This window comes from Amycolatopsis sp. NPDC050768, from assembly GCF_040654155.1.
Classification (GTDB): Bacteria; Actinomycetota; Actinomycetes; order Mycobacteriales; family Pseudonocardiaceae; genus Amycolatopsis.
The window spans coordinates 111,363-136,430 of the sequence record NZ_JBFAHL010000016.1 but is presented as its reverse complement, the minus strand read 5'-3'; the positions used below and the strand labels follow the sequence as shown (position 1 = coordinate 136,430).

The 25,068-nt window shown below is 70.6% G+C and carries 21 protein-coding genes and 1 pseudogene; 14 read left to right on the top strand and 8 right to left on the bottom strand.

The annotated features are described in order from the left end of the window. Positions 1 to 189: 189 nt before the first annotated feature. Positions 190 to 978 carry a CbtA family protein gene (locus tag AB0H62_RS37040; protein ID WP_360591289.1) on the bottom strand — a complete coding sequence of 263 codons (789 nt, stop codon included), beginning with the start codon at positions 976 to 978 and terminating at the stop codon, positions 190 to 192. A 15-nt stretch (positions 979 to 993) separates the two neighbouring features. Then, the gene (locus AB0H62_RS37035) at positions 994 to 1,209 is read right to left on the bottom strand and encodes a CbtB-domain containing protein (protein WP_255638318.1); all 216 of its coding nucleotides are present in this window, start codon (positions 1,207 to 1,209) and stop codon (positions 994 to 996) included. A 215-nt stretch (positions 1,210 to 1,424) separates the two neighbouring features. On the opposite strand from AB0H62_RS37035, the gene AB0H62_RS37030 reads away from it, so the two are divergent. Then, positions 1,425 to 2,333 carry an ROK family protein gene (locus AB0H62_RS37030; RefSeq protein ID WP_220243151.1) on the top strand — a complete coding sequence of 303 codons (909 nt, stop codon included), beginning with the start codon at positions 1,425 to 1,427 and terminating at the stop codon, positions 2,331 to 2,333. A gap of 414 nt (positions 2,334 to 2,747) precedes the next feature. Here AB0H62_RS37030 and AB0H62_RS37025 read toward each other — a convergent pair whose 3' ends face one another. Next, positions 2,748 to 4,199: a glutamate synthase subunit beta gene (locus AB0H62_RS37025; protein WP_220243150.1), complete on the bottom strand. Its 1,452-nt coding sequence runs from the start codon at positions 4,197 to 4,199 to the stop codon at positions 2,748 to 2,750. Positions 4,200 to 4,264: 65 nt separating this feature from the next. After that, entirely contained in the window at positions 4,265 to 8,794 is a 4,530-nt protein-coding gene (gltB, locus tag AB0H62_RS37020; protein WP_360591286.1) for a glutamate synthase large subunit, read from the bottom strand. A 604-nt stretch (positions 8,795 to 9,398) separates the two neighbouring features. On the opposite strand from gltB, the gene AB0H62_RS37015 reads away from it, so the two are divergent. Next, positions 9,399 to 10,025: a YigZ family protein gene (locus AB0H62_RS37015; protein ID WP_360591284.1), complete on the top strand. Its 627-nt coding sequence runs from the start codon at positions 9,399 to 9,401 to the stop codon at positions 10,023 to 10,025. 63 nt (positions 10,026 to 10,088) lie between these two features. Here the strand turns inward: AB0H62_RS37015 and AB0H62_RS37010 are convergent, their stop codons facing one another. Beyond that, positions 10,089 to 10,370, bottom strand: a complete 282-nt coding sequence (locus AB0H62_RS37010; RefSeq protein WP_220243147.1) for a hypothetical protein — start codon at positions 10,368 to 10,370, stop codon at positions 10,089 to 10,091. 164 nt (positions 10,371 to 10,534) lie between these two features. Here AB0H62_RS37010 and AB0H62_RS37005 point away from each other — a divergent pair, with 164 nt between their 5' ends. Next, positions 10,535 to 13,327 carry an FAD-binding and (Fe-S)-binding domain-containing protein gene (locus tag AB0H62_RS37005; RefSeq protein WP_360591282.1) on the top strand — a complete coding sequence of 931 codons (2,793 nt, stop codon included), beginning with the start codon at positions 10,535 to 10,537 and terminating at the stop codon, positions 13,325 to 13,327. On the opposite strand, the gene AB0H62_RS37000 is transcribed toward AB0H62_RS37005, so the two are convergent. Continuing rightward, positions 13,324 to 13,491, bottom strand: a complete 168-nt coding sequence (locus AB0H62_RS37000) for a hypothetical protein (protein ID WP_360591280.1) — start codon at positions 13,489 to 13,491, stop codon at positions 13,324 to 13,326. The genes AB0H62_RS37005 and AB0H62_RS37000 overlap by 4 nt on opposite strands. Positions 13,492 to 13,590: 99 nt before the next feature. Here AB0H62_RS37000 and AB0H62_RS36995 point away from each other — a divergent pair, with 99 nt between their 5' ends. Next, positions 13,591 to 13,872: a hypothetical protein gene (locus tag AB0H62_RS36995; protein WP_360591278.1), complete on the top strand. Its 282-nt coding sequence runs from the start codon at positions 13,591 to 13,593 to the stop codon at positions 13,870 to 13,872. A 314-nt stretch (positions 13,873 to 14,186) separates the two neighbouring features. Here the strand turns inward: AB0H62_RS36995 and AB0H62_RS36990 are convergent, their stop codons facing one another. After that, positions 14,187 to 14,756, bottom strand: coding sequence for a TetR/AcrR family transcriptional regulator (locus AB0H62_RS36990; protein WP_220243143.1), 570 nt, complete (start codon positions 14,754 to 14,756; stop codon positions 14,187 to 14,189). Positions 14,757 to 14,958: 202 nt separating this feature from the next. Between AB0H62_RS36990 and AB0H62_RS36985 the strand changes: the two are divergent. From AB0H62_RS36985 to AB0H62_RS36965, 5 genes and pseudogenes are all read left to right on the top strand, one after another. Beyond that, positions 14,959 to 15,960 (top strand): annotated as a pseudogene (locus AB0H62_RS36985) (hypothetical protein); the annotation flags it as partial. A gap of 189 nt (positions 15,961 to 16,149) precedes the next feature. After that, on the top strand, positions 16,150 to 16,872 hold the full coding sequence (locus AB0H62_RS36980) for a toxin glutamine deamidase domain-containing protein (protein WP_255638732.1): 723 nt from the start codon (positions 16,150 to 16,152) through the stop codon (positions 16,870 to 16,872). A gap of 18 nt (positions 16,873 to 16,890) precedes the next feature. Further along, positions 16,891 to 17,325 carry a YrhB domain-containing protein gene (locus tag AB0H62_RS36975; protein WP_360591276.1) on the top strand — a complete coding sequence of 145 codons (435 nt, stop codon included), beginning with the start codon at positions 16,891 to 16,893 and terminating at the stop codon, positions 17,323 to 17,325. Between the two features lie 163 nt (positions 17,326 to 17,488). Next, complete coding sequence (locus AB0H62_RS36970) at positions 17,489 to 18,679, top strand: cytochrome P450 (protein ID WP_360591274.1); 1,191 nt, start codon at positions 17,489 to 17,491, stop codon at positions 18,677 to 18,679. 2 nt (positions 18,680 to 18,681) lie between these two features. Next, positions 18,682 to 18,897 (top strand): ferredoxin, encoded by a 216-nt coding sequence (locus AB0H62_RS36965; protein ID WP_220243139.1) that lies wholly within the window; start codon positions 18,682 to 18,684, stop codon positions 18,895 to 18,897. 49 nt (positions 18,898 to 18,946) lie between these two features. Here the strand turns inward: AB0H62_RS36965 and AB0H62_RS36960 are convergent, their stop codons facing one another. After that, on the bottom strand, positions 18,947 to 19,669 hold the full coding sequence (locus tag AB0H62_RS36960; RefSeq protein WP_255638317.1) for a hypothetical protein: 723 nt from the start codon (positions 19,667 to 19,669) through the stop codon (positions 18,947 to 18,949). Positions 19,670 to 19,919: 250 nt separating this feature from the next. Here AB0H62_RS36960 and AB0H62_RS36955 point away from each other — a divergent pair, with 250 nt between their 5' ends. Genes AB0H62_RS36955 through AB0H62_RS36935 form a run of 5 tightly spaced genes read left to right on the top strand, consistent with a single transcriptional unit; the run spans position 19,920 to position 25,061 of the window. Next, complete coding sequence (locus AB0H62_RS36955) at positions 19,920 to 21,239, top strand: MSMEG_0569 family flavin-dependent oxidoreductase (RefSeq protein ID WP_360591271.1); 1,320 nt, start codon at positions 19,920 to 19,922, stop codon at positions 21,237 to 21,239. After that, positions 21,239 to 22,075 (top strand): amidohydrolase family protein, encoded by an 837-nt coding sequence (locus AB0H62_RS36950; protein WP_360591405.1) that lies wholly within the window; start codon positions 21,239 to 21,241, stop codon positions 22,073 to 22,075. Before AB0H62_RS36955 ends, AB0H62_RS36950 begins: the two co-directional genes overlap by 1 nt. A 3-nt stretch (positions 22,076 to 22,078) precedes the next feature. Then, positions 22,079 to 22,591 carry an MSMEG_0572/Sll0783 family nitrogen starvation response protein gene (locus tag AB0H62_RS36945; protein WP_220243137.1) on the top strand — a complete coding sequence of 171 codons (513 nt, stop codon included), beginning with the start codon at positions 22,079 to 22,081 and terminating at the stop codon, positions 22,589 to 22,591. Positions 22,592 to 22,600: 9 nt separating this feature from the next. Continuing rightward, the gene (locus tag AB0H62_RS36940) at positions 22,601 to 23,686 is read left to right on the top strand and encodes an MSMEG_0568 family radical SAM protein (protein ID WP_255638316.1); all 1,086 of its coding nucleotides are present in this window, start codon (positions 22,601 to 22,603) and stop codon (positions 23,684 to 23,686) included. A gap of 1 nt (position 23,687) precedes the next feature. After that, the gene (locus AB0H62_RS36935; RefSeq protein ID WP_220243136.1) at positions 23,688 to 25,061 is read left to right on the top strand and encodes an MSMEG_0567/sll0787 family protein; all 1,374 of its coding nucleotides are present in this window, start codon (positions 23,688 to 23,690) and stop codon (positions 25,059 to 25,061) included. The last annotated feature ends 7 nt before the right edge of the window (positions 25,062 to 25,068 follow it).

The following is a 25,068-nucleotide window of genomic DNA, read 5'->3' as shown; positions in this document are numbered from 1 at the left end:
GTGCGGGGTGGGTCCCCCCCCCCCCCCCGAGCCCCGCCCGCGTCAACCGCGGGGCGCGTGCCCCCCCCCCCGCTCACCACCTCAGTCCCCCCCCCCCCCGCCGGCTCCCAGGCGATCTCGCCGCCTCGGCGGAGCCGAGGCAAAAGACACGGAAGGCGTGAGATGACCGGCGACCTGGACTGGTGAGGCTCAGACGGCTGCCGCGACGGCCTTCTGGGAGGGCTTCAGTACCTTCTCCGCGAAGAAACCGAAGAACAGGCCGAGCGTGAGCCACAGCGTCACCTGCGTGCCGATCGACGCGGTACGGAAGCTCCACAGCGTGGACGCCGGGAACGTCGGCGGCACCTCGTCGATCACCGGCATCAGCCACGCGACCACGGCCATCACCGCGACGTAACCGGCGCAGGCCAGCAGGCCGCCGCGCCACGCGCCGACGCGGTCGGCGAGCTTGCGGCCGAACACCGTGGCGAGGATGCCCGCGAGCAGGGAGACGGCGACGAAGCCGAAGTACAGCTCGGTGCGTTCCCCGATGGTGCCCGGCTGGCCCACTGCGGGCGGGTTGGCCGGGTACTTGAGGAACGGCACGAAGAACACCACGCCGAACGCGCCCGCGGTGAGCAACGCCGTGGTCAGGCGGGGGCGCAGTGACCCGATGCGGCCGTAGACGAACGCGAAAGCCAGCGAGAACAGCCCGCCGATCGCGACACCGTAGACGAGCACGCCGGTCAGCAGGCCGACGGTGCTCTGGATGTCGCGCGGCACCAGCTCTTCTTCGGGCTCGTCGGCCGGCTGCGCAGCCTCGCCGGTGCCTTGGCCGGCGGCCGGGTCGTGGGTGTGGGAATGCGCGGCGGAGCCGGCCTCCTCGATGCCGATGGCGCTGTTGACCGACGGCTCGCCGAACAGGTAGGCGAAGACGAACGCGAGCACGCCGGCGATCAGGCCCGCGAGCATGCCGCGGACCAGCAGGGACCTCATCATGGTGGTTCGCCCGCCTCAGTGGCAGGGGAACGCGAGCAGGTGCCGGCCGTCGTGCACGAACTCGTGCACGTACATGTTGGCGAACACCGCGGTGGCGCCCTGTTCGGCGCTCACGAAGTAGAGGGCGATGAGGGCGAGCAGGCCCACCAGCACTGCCCACGGAACGATCTGGCGGACGGGGATCCGGACGGGGATCGGTGTGGCGACGGCGGGTGCTGCGGGGGTGGTCACTGTGCCTCCTCGGGCTTTTCGCGGCCTCATCGGGAGCGACACGACGGGTCCGGGTCTGGCTTCCCCTCGAGGTTCGTCGAGGGGTCACAGTGGCGCGACCGCGCGGATTCTCACCGCGTTCCGGAACTCGTCGTCTGGCTGACCGAGCGTAGGTTGCTGTGCTACCGCCCGTCAATGTCACATCGATGTGAGGTGCCCGATGTGAGAATCACGGTATGGCTGAATTGGTGGCGGCATTGGACGTGGGCGGCACGACCGTGAAGGCGGCCCTGCTCGACGGGGAACTCAACGTGCTCGCGACGACTCGCGTGCCCACGGCGAAGAGCGCGGACGGCACGGCGCTGGCCGAGCAGGTGGCCGACGTCGTCTCCTCGCTCGCGGAGCAGGCCGGCACGGGTTCGCCGGGTGCGGTCGGCGTCGTGGTTCCGGGCATCGTCGACGAACAGGCGCGCGTCGCCCGGTTCTCGGCCAACCTCGACTGGCGCGACGTGCCGTTCGGCGACCTGCTGGAGAACCGGCTGGGGCTGCCGGTGGCATTCGGCCACGACGTGAGCGCCGGCGGGCTGGCGGAGTTCCGCGTGGGCGCGGGGAAAGGCTGCACCGACGCGGCGTTCATCGCCGTGGGCACCGGGATCGCAGCCGCGATGCTGCTCGACGGGCGCCTCTACCGGGCCCACGGGCTGGCCGGCGAGGTCGGCCACATCGACGTGGGCCACCGCATCGTCTGCGGCTGCGGCGCCACGGGCTGTCTCGAGGCGATCTCGTCGGCGTCGGCCATCGCGCGCCGCTACACCGAACGGACCGGCCGCCCGGCCGACGGCGCGCAGCCCGTGGTCGACGCCGCGCGCCACGGCGACGAAGCCGCGGTCGCCGTCGTGTCCGACGCGCTCGACGGCCTCGGCCACGGCTTGCGGACGCTGCTGACGTTGCTGGCACCGGAGGTGATCGTGCTGGGCGGCGGGCTGTTCACCGCGGCCGACTACGTACTCGATCCGGTGCGCGACTACTTGGCTTCGGCGCTGACTTTCCAGCGGATGCCGGAACTTCGGGTGGCCTCACTGGGTGACGAAGCCGGGCGGCTCGGTGCGGGGTTGCTGGCGCTGGATCTGTTGCGTGGCAGGTGATTTCGCGGGTGGGCTTCCCGGCGCGGGGCTCGGCGTGGTTCAGGCGCGCGCACACGTTTGCGCGGCTTGTCCACAGGCTTACCGAGTTGTGGACAGCTCGGCCCGTTTTTGGCTTGGCCACGGGTTTTGTCGGGGGCGGCCGATAGACTGGAGCCGGGACGCCCCCCTTGGGAGGGCGGGGGTTTGCCGAGCCAGGTAGGGGATTGCCTTGCGCACCTCGCCCGGTCGCGAACCTCGCCCAGGCGCGCACCTCGGGCCGGGCGGACACGGCGCCGTTGCCGTGACCACCCGGGTCCGTGGCGGGACCGCGGACGGTCCACTGAGGACAAGGCAGGCGCAACAACGCTGGTGCGCCTGCCTCGAGTTGAGGGGATCGTGGCGGGCGCAGCACCGTTGGTGCGCCCGACCACGAGGTCACGCGATCGGCCGGTCCGTCGGCGCGATCGGGGCCGGGAGGAAGGCCCGGCCGGTGAGGAAGGCGTCGACGCCGGCGGCGCACGAGCGGCCCTCGGCGATGGCCCACACGATCAGCGACTGGCCGCGGCCCATGTCGCCGGCGACGAAGACGTTGTCGACGCTCGTGCGGAAGTCCTGGTCGCGCGCGACGTTGCCGCGCTGGTCGAGGTCGACGCCGAGGTCCTCCAGCAGGCCCGAGTGCTGCGGGCCGACGAAACCCATCGCCAGCAGCACGAGCTGCGCGGGCAGCTCGTTCTCGCTCCCCTCGACCGGGACGAACTTGCCGCCCTCGTTGCGCACCTCCACGAGCTTCAGCGCGCGGACGCGGCCGTCGGCGTCGGCCAGGAACTCCTGCGTGTTCACGGAGTACAGGCGCTCGCCGCCCTCTTCGTGGGCCGAGGACACCCGGTAGATCATCGGGTACGTCGGCCACGGGTGCGCGTCCGAACGGTCCTGCGGCGGCCGCGGCATGATCTCCAGCTGAGTCACCGAACGAGCGCCCTGGCGGTGCGACGTGCCGACGCAGTCCGCGCCCGTGTCGCCGCCGCCGATGACCACGACGTCGAGGCCCTCGGCGGAGTACGGCACCGCGTCGAGGTCACCCGAGGCGACGCGGTTGGCCGGCGGCAGGAACTCCATCGCCTGCAGGATCCCGTCGTGCTCGCGGCCGTCGATCGGCAGGTCGCGCCACGCGGTCGCGCCGCCGGCGAGCACCACCGCGTCGTGGTTCGAGCGCAGCTGCTCGATGGTGACGTCCACGCCGACGTTCACCGACGTCCGGAACTCCGTGCCCTCGGCCCGCATCTGGTCGAGCCGGCGGTCGAGGCGGTGCTTCTCCATCTTGAACTCCGGGATGCCGAAGCGCAGCAGTCCGCCGATCTTGTCGGCCCGCTCGTAGACCACCACGCTGTGGCCCGCTCGCGTGAGCTGCTGCGCCGCGGCCAGCCCGGACGGCCCGGAACCGACGACGGCGACCTTCTTGCCCGTCTTCGCCACCGGGATCTGCGGCGTGACCCAGCCTTCGGCGAAGGCCCGGTCGATGATGGAGATCTCGACGCGCTTGATCGTCACCGGGTCGTCGTTGATGCCGAGCACGCACGCGGTCTCGCACGGCGCCGGGCACAGCGTGCCGGTGAATTCCGGGAAGTTGTTGGTCGCGTGCAGCCGCTCGGCCGCCTCGCGCCAGTCTTCCCGCCACACCAGCGTGTTCCACTCGGGAATCAGGTTCCCGAGCGGACAGCCCTGGTGGCAGAACGGAATGCCGCAGTCCATGCACCGCCCGGCCTGCTTCTCCAGCTTGGTCGACGCGAAGTCCTCGTAGACCTCACGCCAGTCCATCAGCCGAAGATCGACCGGACGGCGCTTCGGTTCTTCACGGGTGGTGGTCAGAAAGCCCTTGGGGTCAGCCATGTGCGGCCTCCGTGTCTTGCGGGATACCCGCACCCAGTCGGCACTCATAGCCGGCTTCGCGATTATCAGCCATGAGCTGCCTCCATGATCGCCTCGTTCACGTCACGCCCATCCCGCTCGGCTTGCACCTGAGCGGCGAGCACGCGCTTGTAGTCCTTCGGCATGACCTTGCCGAACCGGTCGACGGCGGCGTCCCAGTCGGCGAGCAGCTCGCGCGCGACCGCGGACTCCGTTTCGTTGTAGTGCTTCTCCACGGTCTCGCGCAGGAAGTCGGTGTCGTCGGCGTCGAGCGGGTCGATGTCGACCATCTCCGGGTTCACGCGGTGCGCCGGCAGGTCGAGCACGTAGGCGATGCCGCCGGACATGCCGGCCGCGAAGTTGCGCCCGATGGCGCCGAGCACCACCACGCGCCCGCCCGTCATGTACTCGCCGCCGTGGTCGCCCACGCCTTCGACGACGGCCAGCGCGCCCGAGTTGCGCACGCAGAACCGTTCGCCGACCTTGCCGCGGATGAAGATCTCGCCGCTCGTGGCGCCGTAGGCGATCACGTTGCCCGCGATGATGTGGTCCTCGGCCGCGAACGAGACCTCCTTGGGCGGCCGCACGATCAGCCGTCCGCCCGAGAGACCCTTGCCGACGTAGTCGTTGCCGTCGCCGATGAGCCGCAGCGTGATGCCCTTCGGCACGAACGCGCCGAACGACTGGCCCGCGGTACCGGTGAACGTCACGTCGATCGTGTCGTCCGGCAGGCCCTCGCCGCCCCATTTCTTCGTGAGCTCCGAGCCCAGCATCGTGCCGACGGTGCGGTTGACGTTGCGCACCGGCAGCTCCAGCCGCACCTTGTCACCCGAGGAGAGCGCGCCCTCGGCGAGCTGGATCAGCGTGTTGTCCAGCGCCTTGTCGAGCCCGTGGTCCTGCTTCACGACCTGGTGGCGCGCCGCGCGCGGGGCCAGCTCCGGCACGTAGAAGATCGGCGACAGGTCGAGCCCGGCGGCCTTCCAGTGGTCCACGGCCTTGCGCTTGTCGAGCACCTCGGCGCGGCCCACAGCCTCTTCGATCGACCGGAAACCCAGCTCCGCCAGGTACTCCCGCACTTCCTGGGCGATGAACTCGAAGAAGTTCACCACGTACTCGGCCTTGCCGCTGAACTTCTCGCGCAGCTTGGGGTTCTGCGTCGCGACGCCCACCGGGCAGGTGTCGAGGTGGCACACGCGCATCATGATGCAGCCCGAAACCACGAGCGGCGCGGTCGCGAAACCGAACTCCTCGGCACCGAGCAGCGCGGCGATCACCACGTCGCGGCCGGTCTTGAGCTGCCCGTCGGTCTGTACCACGATGCGGTCGCGCAGCCGGTTGGCCAGCAGCGTCTGCTGCGTCTCGGCCAGGCCCAGTTCCCACGGTCCGCCCGCGTGCTTGATCGACGACAGCGGCGAAGCGCCGGTGCCGCCGTCGTGGCCCGAGATGAGCACCACGTCGGCGTGCGCCTTGGATACGCCCGCCGCGACCGTGCCGACGCCGACCTCGGACACGAGCTTCACGTGGATGCGCGCGGCCGGGTTGGCGTTCTTCAGGTCGTGGATCAGCTGGGCGAGGTCCTCGATCGAGTAGATGTCGTGGTGCGGCGGCGGGGAAATGAGCCCCACGCCCGGCGTCGAGTACCGCGTCTTCGCGATCCACGGGTACACCTTCGCGCCGGGCAGCTGCCCGCCTTCGCCGGGCTTCGCGCCCTGCGCCATCTTGATCTGGATGTCGTCGGCGTTCACGAGGTACTCGCTCGTCACGCCGAACCGGCCCGAAGCGACCTGCTTCACCGCGGAGCGGCGCTCGGGGTCGTAGAGCCGTTCGGCGTCCTCGCCGCCCTCGCCGGTGTTGGACTTGCCGCCGAGGCGGTTCATCGCGATCGCCAGCGTCTGGTGCATCTCCATCGAGATCGAGCCGTAGGAGATGGCGCCGGTCGCGAAGCGCTTCACGATCTCCGAGACCGGTTCGACCTCCTCGATCGGCACCGGTGGGCGCTCGCCGGTCTTGAAGTCGAACAGCCCGCGCAGCGTCTGCAGCTTCTCGGACTGGTCGTTGACGGCCTTCGTGTACTCCTTGAAGACCTCGTACTTCCCGCTGCGCGTGGAGTGCTGCAGCTTGAACACGGTCTGCGGGTTGAACAGGTGCGGCTCGCCTTCGCGGCGCCACTGGTAGTCCGAGCCGGTCTCCAGTTCGCGGTGGCTCGCGCGCACACCGTCGCCAGGGAACGCACGGCGGTGGCGCTGCTCGACCTCGTCGGCGATCGTGTCGAACCCGACGCCGCCGAGCCGCGAGGTGGTGGCGGTGAAGCAGGTGTCGACGATGTCGGCACCCAGGCCCACGGCCTCGAAGATCTGCGCACCGGTGTAGGACGCGACTGTCGAGACGCCCATCTTGGACATCGTCTTGCGCACGCCCTTGCCGAGCGCCCTGATCAGGTTCGCGGTCGCCTGCTTCGCCGTGACGCCCGGGATCAGGCCCTGGTGGGCCATCTCCTCGACCGTCGCCATCGCGAGGTAGGGGTTGACCGCGGCCGCGCCGTACCCGACGAGCAGCGCGATGTGGTGCACCTCGCGCGCGTCGCCGGCCTCGACGATGAGGCCCACCTGCGTGCGGGTCTTCTCCCGCACGAGGTGGTGGTGCACGGCGCCGGTCAGCAGCAGAGACGGGATGGCCGCGTGGTTCTCGTCGACGCCGCGGTCGGACAGCACGATCAGCCGCGCGCCGTCCTCGATGGCCTCGGACACCTCGGAACGGATCTCGTCGAGCCGCTGAAGGAGCGCTTCGCCGCCACCGTGGACGTTGTAGCGGCCGAGCACCGTCACGGCCTGGAACTCGGGCAGGTTGCCGTCGTCGTTGACGTGCACGAGCTTGGCGAGCTGGTCGTTGTCCAGCACCGGGAACGGCAGCACGATGCGCCGGCACGACGCCGCGTTGGCCACGAGCAGGTTCGGCTCGGCGCCGACCTGCGTGCCCAGCGCCGTCACGAGCTCCTCGCGGATGGCGTCCAGCGGCGGGTTCGTCACCTGGGCGAAGAGCTGGATGAAGTAGTCGAACAACGGCCGCGAACGCGAAGACAGCGGCGCGAGCGGCGAGTCGTTGCCCATCGAGCCGATCGGCTCCGCGCCGGTGCGGGCCATCGGCTCGAGGATGGTCTCGAGCTCTTCCTCGGTGTAGCCGAAGGACTGCTGGCGCCGCACGAGCGCGGCGTGCAGCGGCACCTCGCGGTCGCGCTCGGGCAGCTCCTCCAGGCGCAGCAGGCCGCCGTCCACCCACTCGTCGTACGGGTGCGCGGTGGCGAGCTGGCCCTTGATCTCCTCGTCCTCGATGATCCGGCCCTCGACCGTGTCCACGAGGAACATGCGGCCCGGCTCCAGCCGGCCCTTGCGCACGATCGTCGACTGGTCCAGCTCCAGCACGCCGACCTCGGAGGCGAGCACGACGAGGCCGTCGTCGGTGACCCAGTAGCGGCCGGGACGCAGGCCGTTGCGGTCGAGGACCGCGCCGATCTGCGCGCCGTCGGTGAACGCCACCAGCGCCGGTCCGTCCCACGGCTCCATCAGCGTGGAGTGGAACTCGTAGAAGGCCCGCCGGGCGGGGTCCATTTCCTGGTGGTTCTCCCAGGCCTCGGGGATCATCATGAGGACCGAGTGCGGGAGCGAGCGGCCGCCGAGGTGCAGCAGCTCGAGCACCTCGTCGAACGAGGCGGAGTCGCTGGCGCCGCGTGTGATGACCGGGTAGATGCGCTTGAGGTCGCCGGGGATGAGGTCCGTCTCCAGCAGAGCCTCGCGGGCGTCCATCCAGTTGCGGTTGCCCTTGAGGGTGTTGATCTCGCCGTTGTGCGCCACGTAGCGGTACGGGTGCGCGAGCGGCCACGACGGGAAGGTGTTGGTGGAGAAGCGGGAGTGCACGAGGCCGATGGCGCTCGTCACGCGCTCGTCCTGCAGGTCGAGGAAGAACCGCTCGACCTGGTCCTCGGTGAGCATTCCTTTGTAGACGATGGTGCGCGAGGACAGCGACGGGAAGTACACGTCGTCGTCCACGAGCTCGTGCTCGGCGCGCTTGCGCACGCAGAAGGCCGACCGCTCGAGCCCGAGGCCGTCGCGGTTGTGCCGGCGCCCGGCGAGGAACAGCTGCGTGAGGTGCGGGCGCGTCTCGGCGGCGGTGGGGCCGCAGTGCGCGGTGTCCACGGGCACCTCGCGCCAGCCGACCACGCGCATGTCCTCCTCGGCGGCGATCCGCTCGATGGTGGTCATGGCCCGGCCGCGGCGCTTCTCGTCACGGGGCAGGAACGCGGTGCCGACGGCGTACGCGCCCTCTTCGGGCAGCGTGAAGTCCACGACCTCGCGGAAGAACGCGTCGGGTACCTGGATCAGCAATCCGGCGCCGTCGCCGGTGTCGGGTTCGGCGCCGCGCGCCCCGCGATGCTCCAGGTTCCGCAGTGCGACCAGGGCTTTCGCCACGATCTGATGATCTCGGCGACCGGCGAGATCGGCGACGAAGGCGACTCCGCAGGCGTCGTGCTCATACGCGGGGTCGTACAGACCGGTGGAACCGGCAGTGGAACGGTGGGTCACGGCTGGCCGCCTCCCAAGGCGTTGGCGCGACCGGTACTCACTCCATCGGGTGGTTCGACACTGAACCGGTTAACGAAGTGGTCCGGAACCGCGATGGTCAGTCGAGAAGGGGGGAACCGCCCTAGAAACCGGCTCGGTCGACATCGACCGGGCTGCGGCAGGGGCGGTTCCGGGTATACAGCCGCACAGCACTGGGCGGCCATAAGTTACGTCAGCGCCGCGTTCTCCGCCAGTGTGATCCTGACGATCGGCGCTGTTGTTCTCGTCGGTGCAGCAGTCCTTCGTTGGTGCAGCGGTTCGCTGCGGCTGCGCACGCGCGGTTCGGTCAGCCTGTGTGGTGGGGGGCTGGCCGGGCGCGTGGTGTTACTCCCGGGTTCGCCGGGTCTTATGACGATAGTGTGAATTCGCTGTGTTCGACATATGTCGTTGCGCCCGGGTGGGAAATGCCACGCTTACGTTGACGGCCCCCGGGGTATGCCCATATGTCGGGCCACGTCTCCCGACCACTGGTCAGTAGCCGCGCTGACCTGCGCAAACACCTGTGCGGGTCGCGGGTTGTGCCGCGGGCGAAGCTGGTTGACTGGACACATGAGGCGAACCGTCGATGGCTGATCGTTATCTCTCCGTGGCGAGCCCGGTACTGCATGAGATCGAGATCAAGCGCTCCCGGTTCCTCTGCGCGCTCGCTCCGGTAGCCGACGAGGCCGCCGCGCGGGCCGTGATCGCGGCCCGGCGCAAGGCCGAACCGGCGGCGCGCCACCACTGCCACGCCTTCGTCCTCGGCCCAGACGGGCGCACCCAGCGCTCCAGCGACGACGGCGAACCGGCCGGCACCGCGGGCGTCCCCATGCTGGAGGTGCTGCGCTGGCGCGAGGTCACCGACGCGGTCGCCGTGGTGTCGCGTCACTTCGGCGGGGTGCTGCTCGGTGCGGGGGGTCTGATCCGCGCGTACGGGCAGGCGGTGTCCGACGCGCTGGACGCCGCGTCCGTGGTCGAGTACCGGCGCCTGCTGCTGTTCGACGTCGAGGTGGACTACACCCGCTCGGGCCGGCTGGAGAACGACCTGCGTGCTTCGTCGTATGTGCTGCACGACACCCGGTTCGAGGCGTCGGCGCACTTCGAGGTCGGCCTGGCTCCTGGCGAGGAACCGGCGTTCGCCGCCTGGCTCGCCGATCTGACCGGCGGGACGGCGGAGGCTGTCGAACTCGGGGAGGAATGGGTGCGTTCCTGACGGACGCCTCCCCCGCGGAACCGCCGTGGGGCGCCGGGAATCGCGCTCGGTGCGCGGGCCGGCTCAGGCGGCGGTGACCGCCCCGGACGGAGTGGCTTCGTTCAGCGCCACCATCCCGGCCGCGGTCAGCACGGCCAGCACCAGCTCGCCGCACGGCCCTTCGGCCGCGGCCTCGATGAACCCGCGCCGGACGAGCCGGCGGGTGGTGGCCTGGTCGCAGCAGCTCAACCCGTCGACGTACAGGTCTGGCTCGCAGCTGCAGCTGATCTCGGCCCGCCCCGATGCGACGGCTCTCAGGGTGGCCCGCTCGCGGTGGTTCAGCTCACTCGAGTGCTCACTTTGCATCGCGGTGCCTCCTTCCTTCGCTGCTCCAGTAGAACCCGGACCACCGACAGTTTCCGTCGCGACAGGCCCGAAGTCGTGCATTTCACGTGTTCTCTGGGGTGATGTCGAGATTTTCCGGGGTCCCCCTGTGCCGCCCGGAGGACGGCGTGTCTTGAATGGAGGGCGTGCGAATCCTCAGCGACACCGCCACGCTGGCGCTCTACACCACCGACGCGTCGAACTACCGCCACGTGCCGCTCGGCGTGGTGCTACCGGAGACGGTGGACGACGTGGTCGCCGCCGTCGCGGCGGCGCGCGAGCGCGGGGCGCCGCTGGTGCCGCGCGGCGGGGGCACGAGTGTCGCGGGGAACTCGTGCGGGCCGGGGATCGTGGTCGACACGTCACGGCACGTGCGCGGCGTCGAGTGGATCGATCCCGAAACGCGGCTCGCGCGCGTGGCGCCCGGCACGGTACTCGACGACCTGCAGGCGGTGGCCGCGCCGCACGGGCTGCGGTTCGGGCCGGACCCGTCCACGCACAGCCGTTGCACGATCGGCGGCATGATCGGCAACAACGCCTGCGGTTCGCACTCCGTGGCGTGGGGCCGGACCGTCGACGTCGTGCGTGAGCTCGACGTGCTCCTCTACGACGGCACGCGGCTCACGCTCGGGCCGGCGGCGCCGTCCGAAGTGGACGACCGCGCAGCTCTTCCGGGCACCGAGGGGCGGGTGTTCACCGAGCTGCGTTCGCTGGTGCGGGACAACCTCGCTTTGCTGCGGACGGAACTGTCGAGCTTCTCGCGGCGTGTTTCCGGCTACGGGCTGGAGCACCTGTTGCCGGAGAACGGGTTCGACGTCGCCAAGGCGCTGGTCGGCAGCGAGGGCACGTGTGTGACGGTGCTGGGGGCGACCGTCGCGCTCGCCGAGCTGCCGAAGCACCGCGTGCTGGCGGTGCTGGGCTTCCCGTCCGACATCGACGCGGCCGACGCGGTGCCGGGGATCCTGCCGTGGTCGCCGCTGACCGTCGAGGGCGTGGACGCGGAGCTCGTCGCGATGCTGGAACCCGGTCGGGCGCAAGGACTTCCGCCGGGTGGGGCGTGGCTTTTCGTGGAGCTGGCGGGTTCCTCGCCGGCCGAAGCCGCTTCGCGAGCGCGGGAGCTGGCGGCTTCGCTGGGTGGCGCGCTCACGGGTTCGGTGGTGCTCGACGATCCCGCGGCGCAGCGCCGGTTGTGGCGTATCCGCGAGGAGGGGGCGGGGCTGGCCACGCGGCTGGCCGACGGCGCGGAAGCCTGGCCCGGCTGGGAGGATGCCGCGGTGCCGCCCGAACAGCTCGGCTCGTACCTGCGGAAGTTCAAGGAGCTGATGCGCGAGCACGGCCGCCGCAGCGTGGTCTACGGCCACTACGGCGAGGGCTGTCTGCACCTGCGGCTCGACTTCGACCTGCTTTCCACACCCGGGAAGGCGCAATTCCGGACGTTCCTGGAGCAGGCCGCGGATCTCGTCGCCGCGCACGGCGGTTCGCTGTCGGGGGAGCACGGTGACGGGCAGGCGCGTTCGGAGCTGCTGGGCCGCATGTACAGCCCGGAGATGATGGCGTTGTTCGCGCGGTTCAAGGGGATCTTCGACCCGGAGGGCCGGATGAACCCGGGCATCATCGTGGACCCGCGGCCGGTGGACGCCGACCTGCGCGTGCGCCGCGCGCCGCTCGCGCTCGAAGACGTGACGGTGCTCGGTTACCCCGAGGACCGCGGGAGTTTCGGCCAGGCGATGCGGCGGTGCGTCGGTGTCGGGAAGTGCCGCAACACCAGCGGTGGTGGCGTGATGTGCCCGAGTTACCGCGCGACGCGCGAAGAGCGACATTCCACGCGCGGACGCGCACATCTGCTGGCCGAGATGGTGAACGGCGAGGTGATCAAGGACGGCTGGGCGTCCGAGGAGGTCTCCGAGGCGCTGGATCTGTGCCTGTCGTGCAAGGGCTGCCTGTCCGACTGCCCGGTGGACGTCGACATGGCCACCTACAAGGCCGAGTTCCTGCACCAGCACTACCGCGGGCGGCGGCGCCCGGCGTCGCACTACTCGATGGGCTGGCTGCCGATGTGGCTGCGCGCGGTGTCGGTCGCGCCGCGAGTGGCGAACTTCTTCTCTCGCCGCCGCTGGGCCGCCGGGCCGCTGAAGCGGTTGGGCGGCATCGCTGCCGAACGCGACCTGCCCACGTTTGCCACCGTGCCGTTCACGCGGGCCCGTCGCGACTTGCGCCGCTGGGCGACGGGCGAGCGGCGGGTGGTGCTGTGGCCGGACTCGTTCAACAACTACCTCACGCCGGACGTGCTCGAAGCCGCGACCGAGGTGCTCACGGCGGCCGGGTACGACGTGGTCCTGCCCGACCGCGGTGTCTGCTGTGGACTGACGTGGGTGTCGACGGGCCAGCTGGACGTGGCGAAGCGCGTGCTGCAGCGGACGTTGACGGTGCTGCGGCCGTATCTCGAAGCCGGCTACGAGGTGGCTGGGCTGGAGCCGAGCTGCACGGCACTGTTCCGGGGTGACCTGGCGGCCTTGCTGCCCGGCGATCCCGTCGGCGAGCTGCTGGCCTCGCGGACCCGGACATTCGCCGAGCTGCTGGCCGACGCGCCGAAGCCGCTGGAGGTGTCGCTCGACGTCGAGACGATCACGCAGGTCCACTGCCACCAGCACGCCGTGCTCGGCTTCGCCGCCGACGAAGCGGCCATGGCGGCGGCGGGCGTGCGCAACACGACGCTGGACTCGGGGTGCTGCGGGCTGGCCGGGAACTTCGGGTTCGAGAAGGGGCACTACGAGGTGTCCAAGGCCGTGGCGGAGGACCGCTTGCTGCCGGCGGTGCGGGAGGCCGCGGAGTCCACCGTGGTGTTGTCCGACGGGTTCAGCTGCCGGACGCAGATCGCGCAGGAGTCGGGCCGGCAGGCGGTGCACCTGGCGGAGTTGCTGCGGCGGGCGTTGCGTTAGCCAGTGGAGCAAGGCACTGGCGGCGGGCCGGCCCGGGTGGGCCGGTCGAACTCGGCCTCGGCGCCGGTGGGCTCACCCAGCATCTCTACCCGGCCGTCCTCGACGCACAGGTCGGCCCCACCGCCGGCCTCGACGCGGGCCTGCTCACGACCCTGCCGGGCCACCGCCGCACCCTCTTCGACGGCGACAACGCCAGCGCCTCCGCCGTCGCCCACGACGAGGCCACGAAGTCGGTCCTCTCCGCCACCGAGGCCGACGGCGCGGTGCAAGCGCTCAGCGTCCTGGCCCGTCACCAACTCCTTCGCCGTCACCGCCCCGTCCTCATCGCAAACGGCGCCGCCGACACCCTCTTCTGCCCCGGCGCCCTCGGCCACCCCTGCACCACGGCCACCGCCATCACCCAGGCCGAGCGCGGCTTCTTCCCCTCCGCCGCGTCCTTCACCGCAGCCGCCATCCCGGGCGCCGCGCGCTCCCGCACTCTCAGCCCCGCCGCCGCGCCGGCCACCAGCACCATCGACAGCTGGCTCACCACGCAGGGCGCCTGATCCGCCGCACTGACTCGGTCAGCCGACGCCGAGGTTGCACCGCAGCCGGGACGGGGACCAGGGGGCCGCTCGCGGCGCTTCCGCGGTGGCTGGTTGCCACAGTTCCCCGCGGGCGGTTCGGTCTGGGCAAGGCCCCGGCGGCGTCGGCTCGACCGCACTGGGCCGGCCTGTTTGCTTCGGGCGGCCGTGCCCGTGCGGCGGGTCCGGTCGGCAGCACGGCGGCGTCTCGGCGGCGGGCCGCTGAGGCGGCCATGCCGGGTGCGCCGACCGCGTCAGCGCGACCATGTCGGACCCGCTCGTTGCGCCGCTCCGGCTTATTCGCTGCGCTCCAGCAACGTCCGCACCGCCGGCCCCGTCAGCCGGGCCACGTCTTCCGGCGAGGCGCTCGCCAGGGGGTCCTTGCGGGTGACCGCGCGGACGAGGCCGATGCCGAGCAGCCAGGCCAGCGCGAGGTCGGCGCGGAGGGCGGCGTCGGGCTCGTCGGTGAGGGAGGCCAGGGCGCGGGCGTATTCCTCGCCGAGCTGGTCGCGCAGGGCGGCACCGGCGCCGTCGGTGCCGGTGGAGCGCAGGTAGGTCTCCAGGGAGCGGTCGCGGCGTTCGGAGTCGTCCTTGAGGAGGCTGCGAAGGGTTTCGGCGAACAGGTGCTCGGGCTGGGTCGCCTCCAGCTGGGCGAAGCCGCCGCGGGCCATGACGGACTCGAAGAGGGCTTCTTTGCTGCCGAAGTAGCGGAACAGCAGCGCCTGGTTCGCGCCCGCGCGGCCGGCGATGTCGCGCACGGTGGTGCGGTCGAAGCCGCGCTCGGCGAAGAGTTGTTCGGCGGCGTCGAGCAGCGCCGCTTTCGTCGCCGCGGCGTCTCGCTTCCGGGCGTGCGATTCTGCGGTCATGGCGCCTCCCGTTCGCGCAAGAGGTTAACCGCAGTGCGCGCGGTGAGGACGCATCGGCGCTGCGTCACGCGGGCAGGCCGGGTCGATCGTGCACTCGTTCCGGTGGGTTTGTGCGCGGAGACACATCAGGGTTGGTGAACCGACGGCCCCCGCGCGGCCGTGATGGGATGAGATCAAGTTCAGGGGCACGAGGAGACACCGCATGAGCAATCCGCTGATTGCGCCGACCGTGGATTCGACCAAGGCGTATTCGGGGATTTCCCTGCTGGAGACCGCGAACGACCTCTCGACGGCCATCGAGTCGGGCGACTGGGCGTCGGTCGCGATGGGGGCGGTGGGGACCGCGCTCGACGCGTTGTCGGTCGCGATGGACCCCTTCGGCGCGATCCTGGCAGCGGGTGTGTCGTGGCTCATGGAGCACGTCGGACCACTCAAGGACGCGCTCAACGGCCTCACCGGCAACGCCGACCAGATCAAGGCGCAGTCCGAGACCTGGGCGAACGTCGCCAAAGAGCTCGGCAGCGTCGCCTCGGACCTGACCGACGCCGTGAACGCTGACCTGCAGTCGTGGTCGGGCTCCGCATCGGACGCCTACCGGCAACGTGCGCAGGATCTCGGCACGCTGCTGCAGTCCGCGCAGAAGGGCACCGAAGGCGCGTCGTCCGGGGTCAAGACCGCGGGTGAAGTGGTCGCCGCCGTCCGAACGCTCGTGCGCGACATCATCTCCGAGCTCATCGGGCACCTGATCAGCTGGGCGTTGCAGGTGGTGTTCACGCTCGGCATCGGCCTGGCGTGGGTGGTCCCGCAGGTCGCCAGTGCCGTCGCGAAGACGGCTTCGCAGATCACGGGCCTCGTGACGAAGCTGGTCAAAGCGCTCAAGGCGCTGGTCCCGCTGCTGAAGAAGGCCGGCACGCTGTTCGAGGACGCGGGCAAGGCGCTGAAAGGCATCAAGGGCGGCAAGGTCGCCCCGCCGCCGAAGACCAAGGACCTCAGCGGCACCCCGCAGGCCCCGCCGGTGAAAACCGCTGGTGACGGCGGCGGCGCGCCGAAGGGCGGCGGCTACGAGGGCACGCCGAAGGACTACACCCCACCCCCGGGCAAGTCGGGCGCGGACGACTCGACCAAGGCGTCCGGCTACGAAGGCTCACCCCAGGACTACACCCCGCCGCCCGCCGCGAAGTCGGCCGACGACGCGCCCGGCGGCTCGGGCTACACCGGCTCGGGATCCGACTTCACGCCCCCGCCGGCGAAGTCGGGCGGAGGCGGCGGCACACCCAAGTCGGGCGGAGGCGGCGGCACCCCGAAGTCGGGCGACACCACTCACACGTCCAGCGCGGGCGGCGACACCCCGAAATCCCCGCCGCCCCGCAGCCCCGACCCCGTCGACTCGCCGGTGCACGGTCTCGGCGACACCACCAGCTCGTTCTTCAACAAGGTCGGCGGCGTCTTCGTCCCCGGCAACAAGGTCAAGGCCTCGGCCGGCCCGGGTGGCACGACCAAACCGTCGATCAACGCCGACACCCTCGGCGCGGGCAATTTCGCGAGCAAGTACTACCCGAACCTCAACAAGCTGAACCCGACCAAGGACGGGAAGAACTGCACGCTGGCCATCACGTCCGTTGACGAGATGCTGGGCGGCAAGGTCAAACCCGCGCCGAAGCTGCCCCCGGACCAGCAGATCGGCACCTCCGTCGGGCCGAACCACCCGCTGCGGCAGAAGAACCCGAACGCCGACCGGCCGGCCGACCTGGACAACTGGGACCAGGTCATCGACAAGGCCAGTGAGCACCCCAACAGCAAGGGCTACGTCATCGTCGTCCGCGACGACCGCAGCTCCCACGTGATGAACGTGATCAACACCGACAAGGGCGTCGTTTTCCTCGACGGGCAGTCCGGCAAGCTCGGCAAGCTCGATGTGGACCCGCGCAACGTGCAGTACTTCCGCTACGACCCGCCGGAGCACGCCGCGTTGGGCCCGCCGCCCGGGTGGACACCTCCGCCGGCGGCGGCTCCCGCGCCGAACCCGGTGCCGGTCCCGGCCGCCCCGGCCGCGGGCAACAACATCGACCCGGTCTACCAGGACTGGCTCAAGGCAGACCAGCACTTCAACGGCTGATTCGGACAGGCGGAGCACATGCAGAAGCAAGACGCCGTGGCGATCGCGACGCGGTTCATCGCCGACCAGGTCGGCCCGGAGCTCATCCACCCCGTGGTCGGGCGGCTCGTCGTGGAAGAGGAGTACGTGTCGGAGCACGAACTGGCTTGGATCGTGCCGTTCAACAGCGTCGCTTTCCTCGAGGACGGCGACTTCGACAAGGCGTGCATCCCGAGTGTGATCGCCGTGCCGCGCAACGGGTTGCCGGCGTTCCTTCCGCCGTCTTCGCTGCCCGTTCGCGAGTTCCTGGACGAGGTCGTCGCCGGCGGCGGTGACCTGGGGGAGTGGACCGGGACCGCGCCCGAGGCGCCGGCCATCCCGCCGGGCGTGCACGAGCAGGTACTGCACGGGCACCTCGATCCCGACACGGGGATCTTCACCGGCGGCCACACGCGGGGGGACGGCCCGCGGTAACTCGCCGGGCACCGGGGCCGGGTTCGAGCGCGCCCATCGGTGGTCACGGAAAGTAACGTTGTCAGCCGCTGCGCAGCGGCTGACAAGCCGGGGCCGACTCGGTACCGTGGTTGTAAGCGCGTGCTTACAAACCGGACTTTCCGTCAGATTGGGAGTTCTCCACATGACCACCACGCAGTCGGAGCCGCTTGCGTACCCGTTCAACGAAGAGGCGGGGCTCGCGCTCAACGCGGCGTATGCCGCCGCCCGCGACGCAGAGGGCATGATCCGCGTGCAGATGCCGCACGGTGAGCAGGCCTGGCTCGCCACGCGGTTCGCCGACGCCCGGCTCGTGCTGGGAGACCGGCGGTTCTCGCGCGCGATGTCCGTGGAGAAGGACGAGCCGCGGATGACCGCGCACCGGCGGACCAACGGGATCCTCTCCATGGACCCGCCCGACCACACGCGGCTGCGCACGCTGGTGGCGAAGGCGTTCACCGTCCGGCGCGTGGAGCTGCTGCGGCCGCGTGTCGAGCAGTTGGCGACCGGGCTGATCGAGGACATGAAGGCGGCCGGGCAGCCGGCCGACCTGGTCGACGCGTACGCGCTGCCGATCCCCGTCGCGGTGATCTGCGAGCTGCTCGGCGTGCCGGCCGAGGACCGCCCGAAGTTCCGTGTGTGGAGCGACGCGGCGCTGACCACGAGCGGCCTGACCGCCGAGGAGGCCGAGCGCAACCGCGAGGAGCTGCGCGAGTACATGTCAGGCCTGATCGCGCAGCACCGCGAGCAGCCGCAGGACGACCTGATGACGGCGCTGATCGAGGCGCGCGACGTGCGCGACCGGCTCACGGAGCTGGAGCTCGTCGACCTGTGCGTCGGCATCCTCATCGCCGGCCACGAGACCACGGCGAGCCAGATCCCGAACTTCGTCTACGCGCTGCTCGACCAGCCGGAGCAGTGGAAGAAGCTCGTCGAAGACCCGTCGCTGATCAACACCGCCGTCGAGGAGCTGCTGCGCTTCGTCCCCCTGGGCGCCGGCGCCGGCTTCGCGCGCTACGCCACCGAAGACGTGCAGGTTGGCGACGTGCTCGTCCGCGAGAGCGAACCGGTGCTCGTCGCGATCGGCGCGGCCAACCGCGACCGCCTCCAGTTCGGCGACGCGGACACCCTCGTGTTCGACCGCGAGGACACCCACCACCTCGGCTTCGGCCACGGCGTGCACCACTGCCTCGGCGCGCCGCTCGCCCGCCTGGAGCTGCAGGAGGCGCTGAAAGCTCTCACGCGCGAAATGCCGAACCTCCACCTCGCCGGCGATATCGTGTGGAAGACCCAGATGCTGGTCCGCGGACCACGCTCCATGCCGATCGGGTGGTGACGATGACCTGGAAAGTGGAAGTCGACGAACACACATGCATCGGCTCCGGCATGTGCGCCTCGCTGATGCCGGAGCTCTTCGCCCTGGACGGCCCGGTCGCCCACACCTTGGCCGACACCGTCCCGCCGGACGAGACCGCCCTCGACGCCGCCGACTCCTGCCCGGCGATGGCGATCACGATCACGGATGGCGCGGAGGTTGTGGGGCCACGGCCTTGAGGTGGTGAAACAGGGCCCTTCCGTTGTCGGCGGAAGGGCCCTGTTTCGTTTACTTCACCGGCAGGTACGCGGCGACCTCGGCGAGCGCCTGCAAGGTCTCACGCGGCACGTGCCCAGTGGCTTGATCTGCTTCGGCGACGACCAAGCCGGTGCCGTCGGGACGGTCGGAGTAGTTGAGGCCCGTCATGCGGACACCGGCCAGCCCGAGCGTCACGGCGGCCTCCAACGGGCGGACGTCCCCAATGCCCTGCACAGTCTCGACCTGACGGAATTTGCCTGCCTGAGCCTTGGTCTTGAACCCGACACGCACCACCGAGACGACAGCCGCGTTGCCACGACCGTCTCCGACGGCCAGGAGCATCCGGTCCAGCGATGTGCACGGGGTCTTGGCCAGGAACTCTCGGACCCGGCCCGACGCGGCGACCAAGCAGTCGGCCTCCGGTTCGAGCTTGCGTTCGACCTTGCGCTTGAGCTCCTTGAACTTCAGCCGGCTCCACGCGTTCTTGGCATCGCCCTTGCGTGCGCTTTCCTGCCCGGACTTGGTCCGGGCTTTCAGCGAGCGTCCCGGCAGCGAGTCCACGACGTCGCCTGCGGTGTTCCCGGCCAGCGACTCAGCTGCCGCATCCACGGCGGCTCCGCCCGCGGCACCGCTGAGCGCTCCGGCCCCCGCAGCACCACCGAACAACATCAGGCCGGCGACTGCGACAGCGACACCCTTGCCGCTGCCCTTGATGTAGATGTGCTGGCCGTTCTTCGTGATCCAGCGTCCCACTCGAGTTCCCTCGCTCGCTCGCCGGGCTGCGCCCGCGGAGGGGCGTTCTGAGCTCACACGCCCGAGAAGCCTGAAGGGTTGTCCTGCCTGACGTCACTCGATCGGGTGAGGCGGGCGGCGCGATTTCTTACCCCCACCCGAAATCGTGTTAACGCACACCGCCGGGAACCGTAACTCTGCGCGGTGCATGTAACACGGCGGTGTTCCGGATGAAACGGTTCGGACTCCGCCCGGCGGTGCACTGTGCGGCATGAACTTCCAGCTCGACGGCCTGCACCGGCCGGTGATCGTGATCGGCGGCGGACAGGCGGGGCTCTCGATGTCCCAGTGCCTGACGACCGCCGGGGTCGGGCACGTGGTGCTCGAGCGCGCGAGCGCGGGGCACGAGTGGCGAGAACGCCGCTGGGACAGCTTCTGCCTGGTGACGCCCAACTGGCAGTGCCGGCTTCCCGGTTTCCCCTACCCGGGCGGTGATCCGGACGGGTTCATGGTGCGCGACGACATCGTCGCCTACCTCGAAGACTACAAGAAATCCTTCGACGTGCCGATCGTCGAGGGGGTCGAGGCCACGCGCCTGACGAAGGTGCCCGGTGGCGGGTTCCGCGTGGCCACCACGCAGGGTGAGCTGACGGCGGACCACGTCGTGGTGGCGACCGGCCCGTACCAGGTGCCGCTCAAGCCGCGGCTGGCCGAGCGGTTGCCGGCCACCACGACGCAGCTGCACAGTTCCGAGTACCGCAACCCGGAGCAGCTGCCCGACGGCGAGGTGCTCGTGGTCGGCACCGGCCAGTCCGGCTGCCAGATCGCCGAGGATCTGCACCTCGCCGGCCGCCGCGTGCACCTCGCGGTCGGGTCGGCGCCGCGGGTGGCGCGGCGCTACCGGGGCCGCGACGTGGTGGCCTGGCTCGACGACATGGGTTACTACGCCAGGGGAATCGACGAGTTCGCCGACGCCGACGCCGTCCGGTTCCGTGCCAACCACTACGTCACCGGACGCGACGGCGGCCACGACATCGACCTGCGCGCGTTCGCCCGCGAGGGCATGCAGCTCTACGGGCGCCTCACCGACGTCCGCGACCACACCCTGACCTTCGCCCCCGATCTCCGGCGCAACCTCGACGCGGCAGACGCCGTGTCCGAAGGCATCAAGGACTCGATCGACGCCTACCTCACCCGGGCGAACATCGAAGCACCACCAGAACCCCGCTACACCCCCGTCTGGCAGCCGGACGACGAGCCGCGAACCCTTGACACGAAAGGGATCTCCGCCGTCGTCTGGAGCACCGGATTCGGCCGGGACCACCGCTGGATCGACGTTCCCGTGTTCGACGGCAAGGGCTACCCGACGCACCGCCGCGGCGTCACGACCTGCCCGGGTCTGTTCTTCCTCGGCCTGCCGTGGCAGCACACCTGGGGCTCCGGCCGGTTCTGCGGCGTCGGTGCCGACGCGGAATACCTGGCGCGACGCATCGTCGCGGGCGAGCGCGCGGCCGACGTCCGCTGGATCTCCGGCACGCCACGAAACACCGAGCCGGCCGACGACTGGGTCGCTCCGAGGACGGTCGCGTGATGCGCTGGATCGCCGACGCCCACCGCCACCTCGGCGTGCTGCCCGCGTACCCCTTCTACGGCGGCCCGCCGGTCGCCCCGGCCGTCGGTGCGCGCGCGACGATCGACGAGCTACTGTCCGATTTGGACCGTGAGGGCACCGAACGCGCCCTCGTGATCCCCAACTACGGCGTGCCCGACCCGGAAATCGCGTTCTCCTTCAACGAGCTCTGCGTCGAAGCATCCGAAAAGGACGACCGCCTCGCCGCGGCTCTGTGGGTGTCGCCCCGGAAAGAAGACGCCGCGAGAACCGACCAGGCACTCAAGCTCGCCGGCGAACCCGGCGTCCGCGCGCTCAAGCTCAGCTTCCTCCTCGGCGGCCGCGCGAGCGACCCGGCCTGCAAACCCCAGCTCGACAAGATCTTCGCCACCGCCCGCGAGCACGACCTAGTCGTCCACGTCCACACCTCGCCCGGCGCCGCGTCCGATGTGGACGAAGTGGGAAAACTCGTCGACGAGTACGCCGACCACGCGAAGCTGCACCTCGTGCACTTCGGCGGCGGCATGAGCGGGCACATCAAGCTCGCCGGCGGCCGCTTCTTCGACTGGATCGCCGCCGGCAAACAGGTCTACACCGACCTGTCCTGGGCGATCGGCTTCACGCCGCGCTGGCTCGCCGAGGAGATCTCCCGGCGCGGCATCGGGCACGACCGCGTGCTCTTCGCCTCCGACGAGCCGTGGGGCGACCACGAGGGCGAGCTCGCGAAGCTGACCGCGGTGGTCGGCGACGGCGAGCTGGCCGACCACGTTTTCCGGAGCACGTTCGAGGTGCTGTACGGACCGAAGAAAGGGAAATGACCGATGGCCGAGCTGACCGACCTCGAGAAGACCAGCCTCGACGAGATTCCGCACCCGTCTTTGCCGCAGGGTTCGAACCTCTACGGCGCCACCAAGATCTTCCCCGACTACCAGGCGGAGAACGGGGAGACGTACTTCACCCTCGTGCACGGCATCGCGCACGAGTCGTCGGTGAGCTTCGTCGCGATCCTGCAGGCGACCCGCGCGCTGCGCAAGGGTTTCGAGACCGCGATCTACTTCTACGGCCCGGGCTCGCTCAACTGCCTGGCCACGCGCGGGTTCCCCACCACCGGCAACGCCGCGTTCCCCGGCGAGCTGAACATCAACGACCAGCTCAAGACGTTCATCGCCGAGGGCGGCAAGGTCTACTGCTGCCGCTTCGGGCTTTCGCTGCACGGCGCCCGCGAGGAAGACCTCATCGAAGGCGTGATCCCGGCGCACCCGCTCGACGTGCAGGACGCGTTGATCCACTACGCGCGCAAGGGCGCGATCATCAACTCCACGTACATGTTCTAGGAGGCGGGCGTGCGCGTTGGCACCACTGACATCGACACCGAAGATATTCTGGACACCCGCGCCGACATGGCCGTCCGCGGGGTGCGGATGGACGCACCCGTGCAGCGCAGCAAAGGCGCCGGGCCGAGTGACGACGGGCACCTGGTCGTCGACGGTGCCAACGCCACGCTGCCGCTGAACGACGAAAGTCCCTACCAAGTACGGGAAGGTCGCGTGTTCCGCGGCTCGCTGGACCTCGGCCTCTCGGTCGAACCCGTGGCCCGGCCGAAGTTCTACGACCTGTCCACCGAGGACGGGGTGCCCTATCGCAAGATCGCGCTGCTGCACGGGAAGGACGTGCTCGCGAGCACCGTCGTGCAGACCTGCATCCGCTACGTCGAAGACCAGCGTTGCCGGTTCTGCACCATCGAAGAGTCGCTTCACGCCGATTCGACGGTCGCGGCCAAGACCCCGGCGCAGCTCGCCGAGGTCGCGGAAGCGGCCGTGCGGCTCGACGGGATCAAGCAGATGGTGCTGACCACCGGCACCACGGCCGGGCCGGATCGCGGGGCCCGGCACCTCGTGCGCTGCGTGCGCGCGGTGCTCGACGCCGTGCCCGGCTTGCCGATCCAGGTGCAGATCGAGCCGCCAGGCGACCTCGCCGTGCTGACCGAGCTGCGCGAGGCGGGCGCGACGTCGATCGGCATCCACGTGGAGTCGCTCGACGAGGACGTGCGCCGCCGGTGGATGCCCGGCAAGTCGAGTGTGCCGATGGCGGAGTACGAGGCGGCGTGGGACGAGGCCGTGCGCGTGTTCGGCCCCAACCGCGTGTCGACGTACCTGCTGATCGGCCTCGGTGAGGATCCGGACGAGCTCGTCGCGGGCGCCGGTCGGCTGATCGAGCGGGGCGTGTACCCGTTCGTGGTACCGATGCGGCCGATGCTCGGCACGCTTGCCCGACGCGACGGCGCCGTGGCCCCAACGCCTGCGTTGGTGCGTGACGTGACGCTGCGGGTGGCTGAGCTGTTGCGGGCCGCGGGGATGACCGGGGCGGACCAGGGAGCGGGTTGCGCGGCTTGCGGAGCGTGCAGCGTGCTCAGTGCGGCGGGAGGCTGAAGTGGAGCACGACATCCTGGCGTTGCTCGGCGATTCCCGTAGCGCCGCTTCCCCACCGGAGTTCCGAATCGAACCGGCCGACCACAGTGGACTGACGGCGTACCGGGCTTTGCGGCACGAGACGTTTGTCGAGCGCCAAGGCCTGTTCGCGAGCCATGACGTCGACGACCGCGACACCGACCCGCGGACGCTGGTGCTCGTGGCGCGCGACGCCGCCGGCACCGTGCTCGGCGGCGTCCGGCTCGGCCCGGCACAAGACGGCCCGGACTTCGGCTGGTGGACCGGTGGACGGCTGGTCGTCGCGCCGGGCAGCCCGCACGGTGTCGGACGCGCTCTCGTGCGAGCCGCGTGCGCCCGGGCCGAAACGGAAGGCGCGCTGCGGTTCGAGGCGACCGTGCAGGTGCAGAACGAGCGGATGTTCACACGGCTGGGCTGGCAGCACGTCCGGCCGGTCACGGTCGCGGATGTCCGGCACGTCCTGATGCGCTGGCCGATCGGCCGAGTGGCCGCGTTGGCGCAGGCCACCAAACGTCCACTGGGGACACTGTTGCCCGGCCTCACCGGCAGCCCGGGCTTCTTCGGCGACGACGGCGTGCCGATTCCGGGCAGCGATCTCGTCGCGGCGTGCGACGCGATCGTGCCGTCGATGGTCGAGCGCGATCCGGAGTGGGCGGGCTGGTGCTCGGTGCTGGTGAACGTGAACGACCTGGCGGCGATGGGTGCGGAACCCGTTGCGCTGCTGGACGCTCTGGGCGCGCGGGACGCGTCGTTCGCGGCGAGAGTCCTTTCCGGACTCCGGAAGGCGAGCACCGCGTACGGGGTGCCGGTGCTCGGCGGGCACACGCAGTTCGGCGTCCCGGCGTCGTTGGCCGTCACCGCGCTGGGCCGCGCTGCCGAGCCGGTGCCAGGTGGCGGCGGACAACCCGGCCAGGCGGTGTACCTGACCGCCGACCTCGAAGGCCGCTGGCGGCCCGGCTACACCGGGCGGCAATGGGATTCGACGAGCTCACGGCGCACACCCGAGCTGCGTGACCAGCTCGGCGCCGTCGCCCGGGCGCGGCCCGCGGCGGCGAAGGACGTGTCGATGGCGGGCCTCGCCGGCACGCTCGGGATGCTCGCCGAGGCGTCGGGCTGCGGCGCGGTGCTGGACGTCACGAAGGTGCCGCGCCCGGCCGGGACGACGGTGGGCGACTGGTTCACCTGCTTCCCGGGCTTCGCGATGCTCACGGCCGGGGCGCCCGCTCCGGCCCGCGCCGCCGTGACCGCCGAATGCGGCGAGCTCGTGGCGGGATCCGGCGTGCGGCTGCGGTGGCCGGACGGCGAGGTGACCACCGTCGTGGACGGCGGGGTCACAGGGTTGGGGGAGGCAGCATGACCGAGGA

Coding starts and splice junctions, on each gene's coding strand:
- AB0H62_RS37015 (WP_360591284.1), top strand. CDS start 9,399: ATGGCTGATCGTTATCTCTCCGTGGCGAGCCCGGTACTGCATGAGATC.
- AB0H62_RS36945 (WP_220243137.1), top strand. CDS start 22,079: ATGGCCGAGCTGACCGACCTCGAGAAGACCAGCCTCGACGAGATTCCG.
- AB0H62_RS36950 (WP_360591405.1), top strand. CDS start 21,239: ATGCGCTGGATCGCCGACGCCCACCGCCACCTCGGCGTGCTGCCCGCG.
- AB0H62_RS36970 (WP_360591274.1), top strand. CDS start 17,489: ATGACCACCACGCAGTCGGAGCCGCTTGCGTACCCGTTCAACGAAGAG.
- AB0H62_RS37040 (WP_360591289.1), bottom strand. CDS start 978: ATGATGAGGTCCCTGCTGGTCCGCGGCATGCTCGCGGGCCTGATCGCC.
- AB0H62_RS37030 (WP_220243151.1), top strand. CDS start 1,425: ATGGCTGAATTGGTGGCGGCATTGGACGTGGGCGGCACGACCGTGAAG.
- AB0H62_RS36975 (WP_360591276.1), top strand. CDS start 16,891: ATGCAGAAGCAAGACGCCGTGGCGATCGCGACGCGGTTCATCGCCGAC.
- AB0H62_RS36990 (WP_220243143.1), bottom strand. CDS start 14,756: ATGACCGCAGAATCGCACGCCCGGAAGCGAGACGCCGCGGCGACGAAA.
- AB0H62_RS36955 (WP_360591271.1), top strand. CDS start 19,920: ATGAACTTCCAGCTCGACGGCCTGCACCGGCCGGTGATCGTGATCGGC.
- AB0H62_RS37010 (WP_220243147.1), bottom strand. CDS start 10,370: ATGCAAAGTGAGCACTCGAGTGAGCTGAACCACCGCGAGCGGGCCACC.
- AB0H62_RS37025 (WP_220243150.1), bottom strand. CDS start 4,199: ATGGCTGACCCCAAGGGCTTTCTGACCACCACCCGTGAAGAACCGAAG.
- AB0H62_RS36965 (WP_220243139.1), top strand. CDS start 18,682: ATGACCTGGAAAGTGGAAGTCGACGAACACACATGCATCGGCTCCGGC.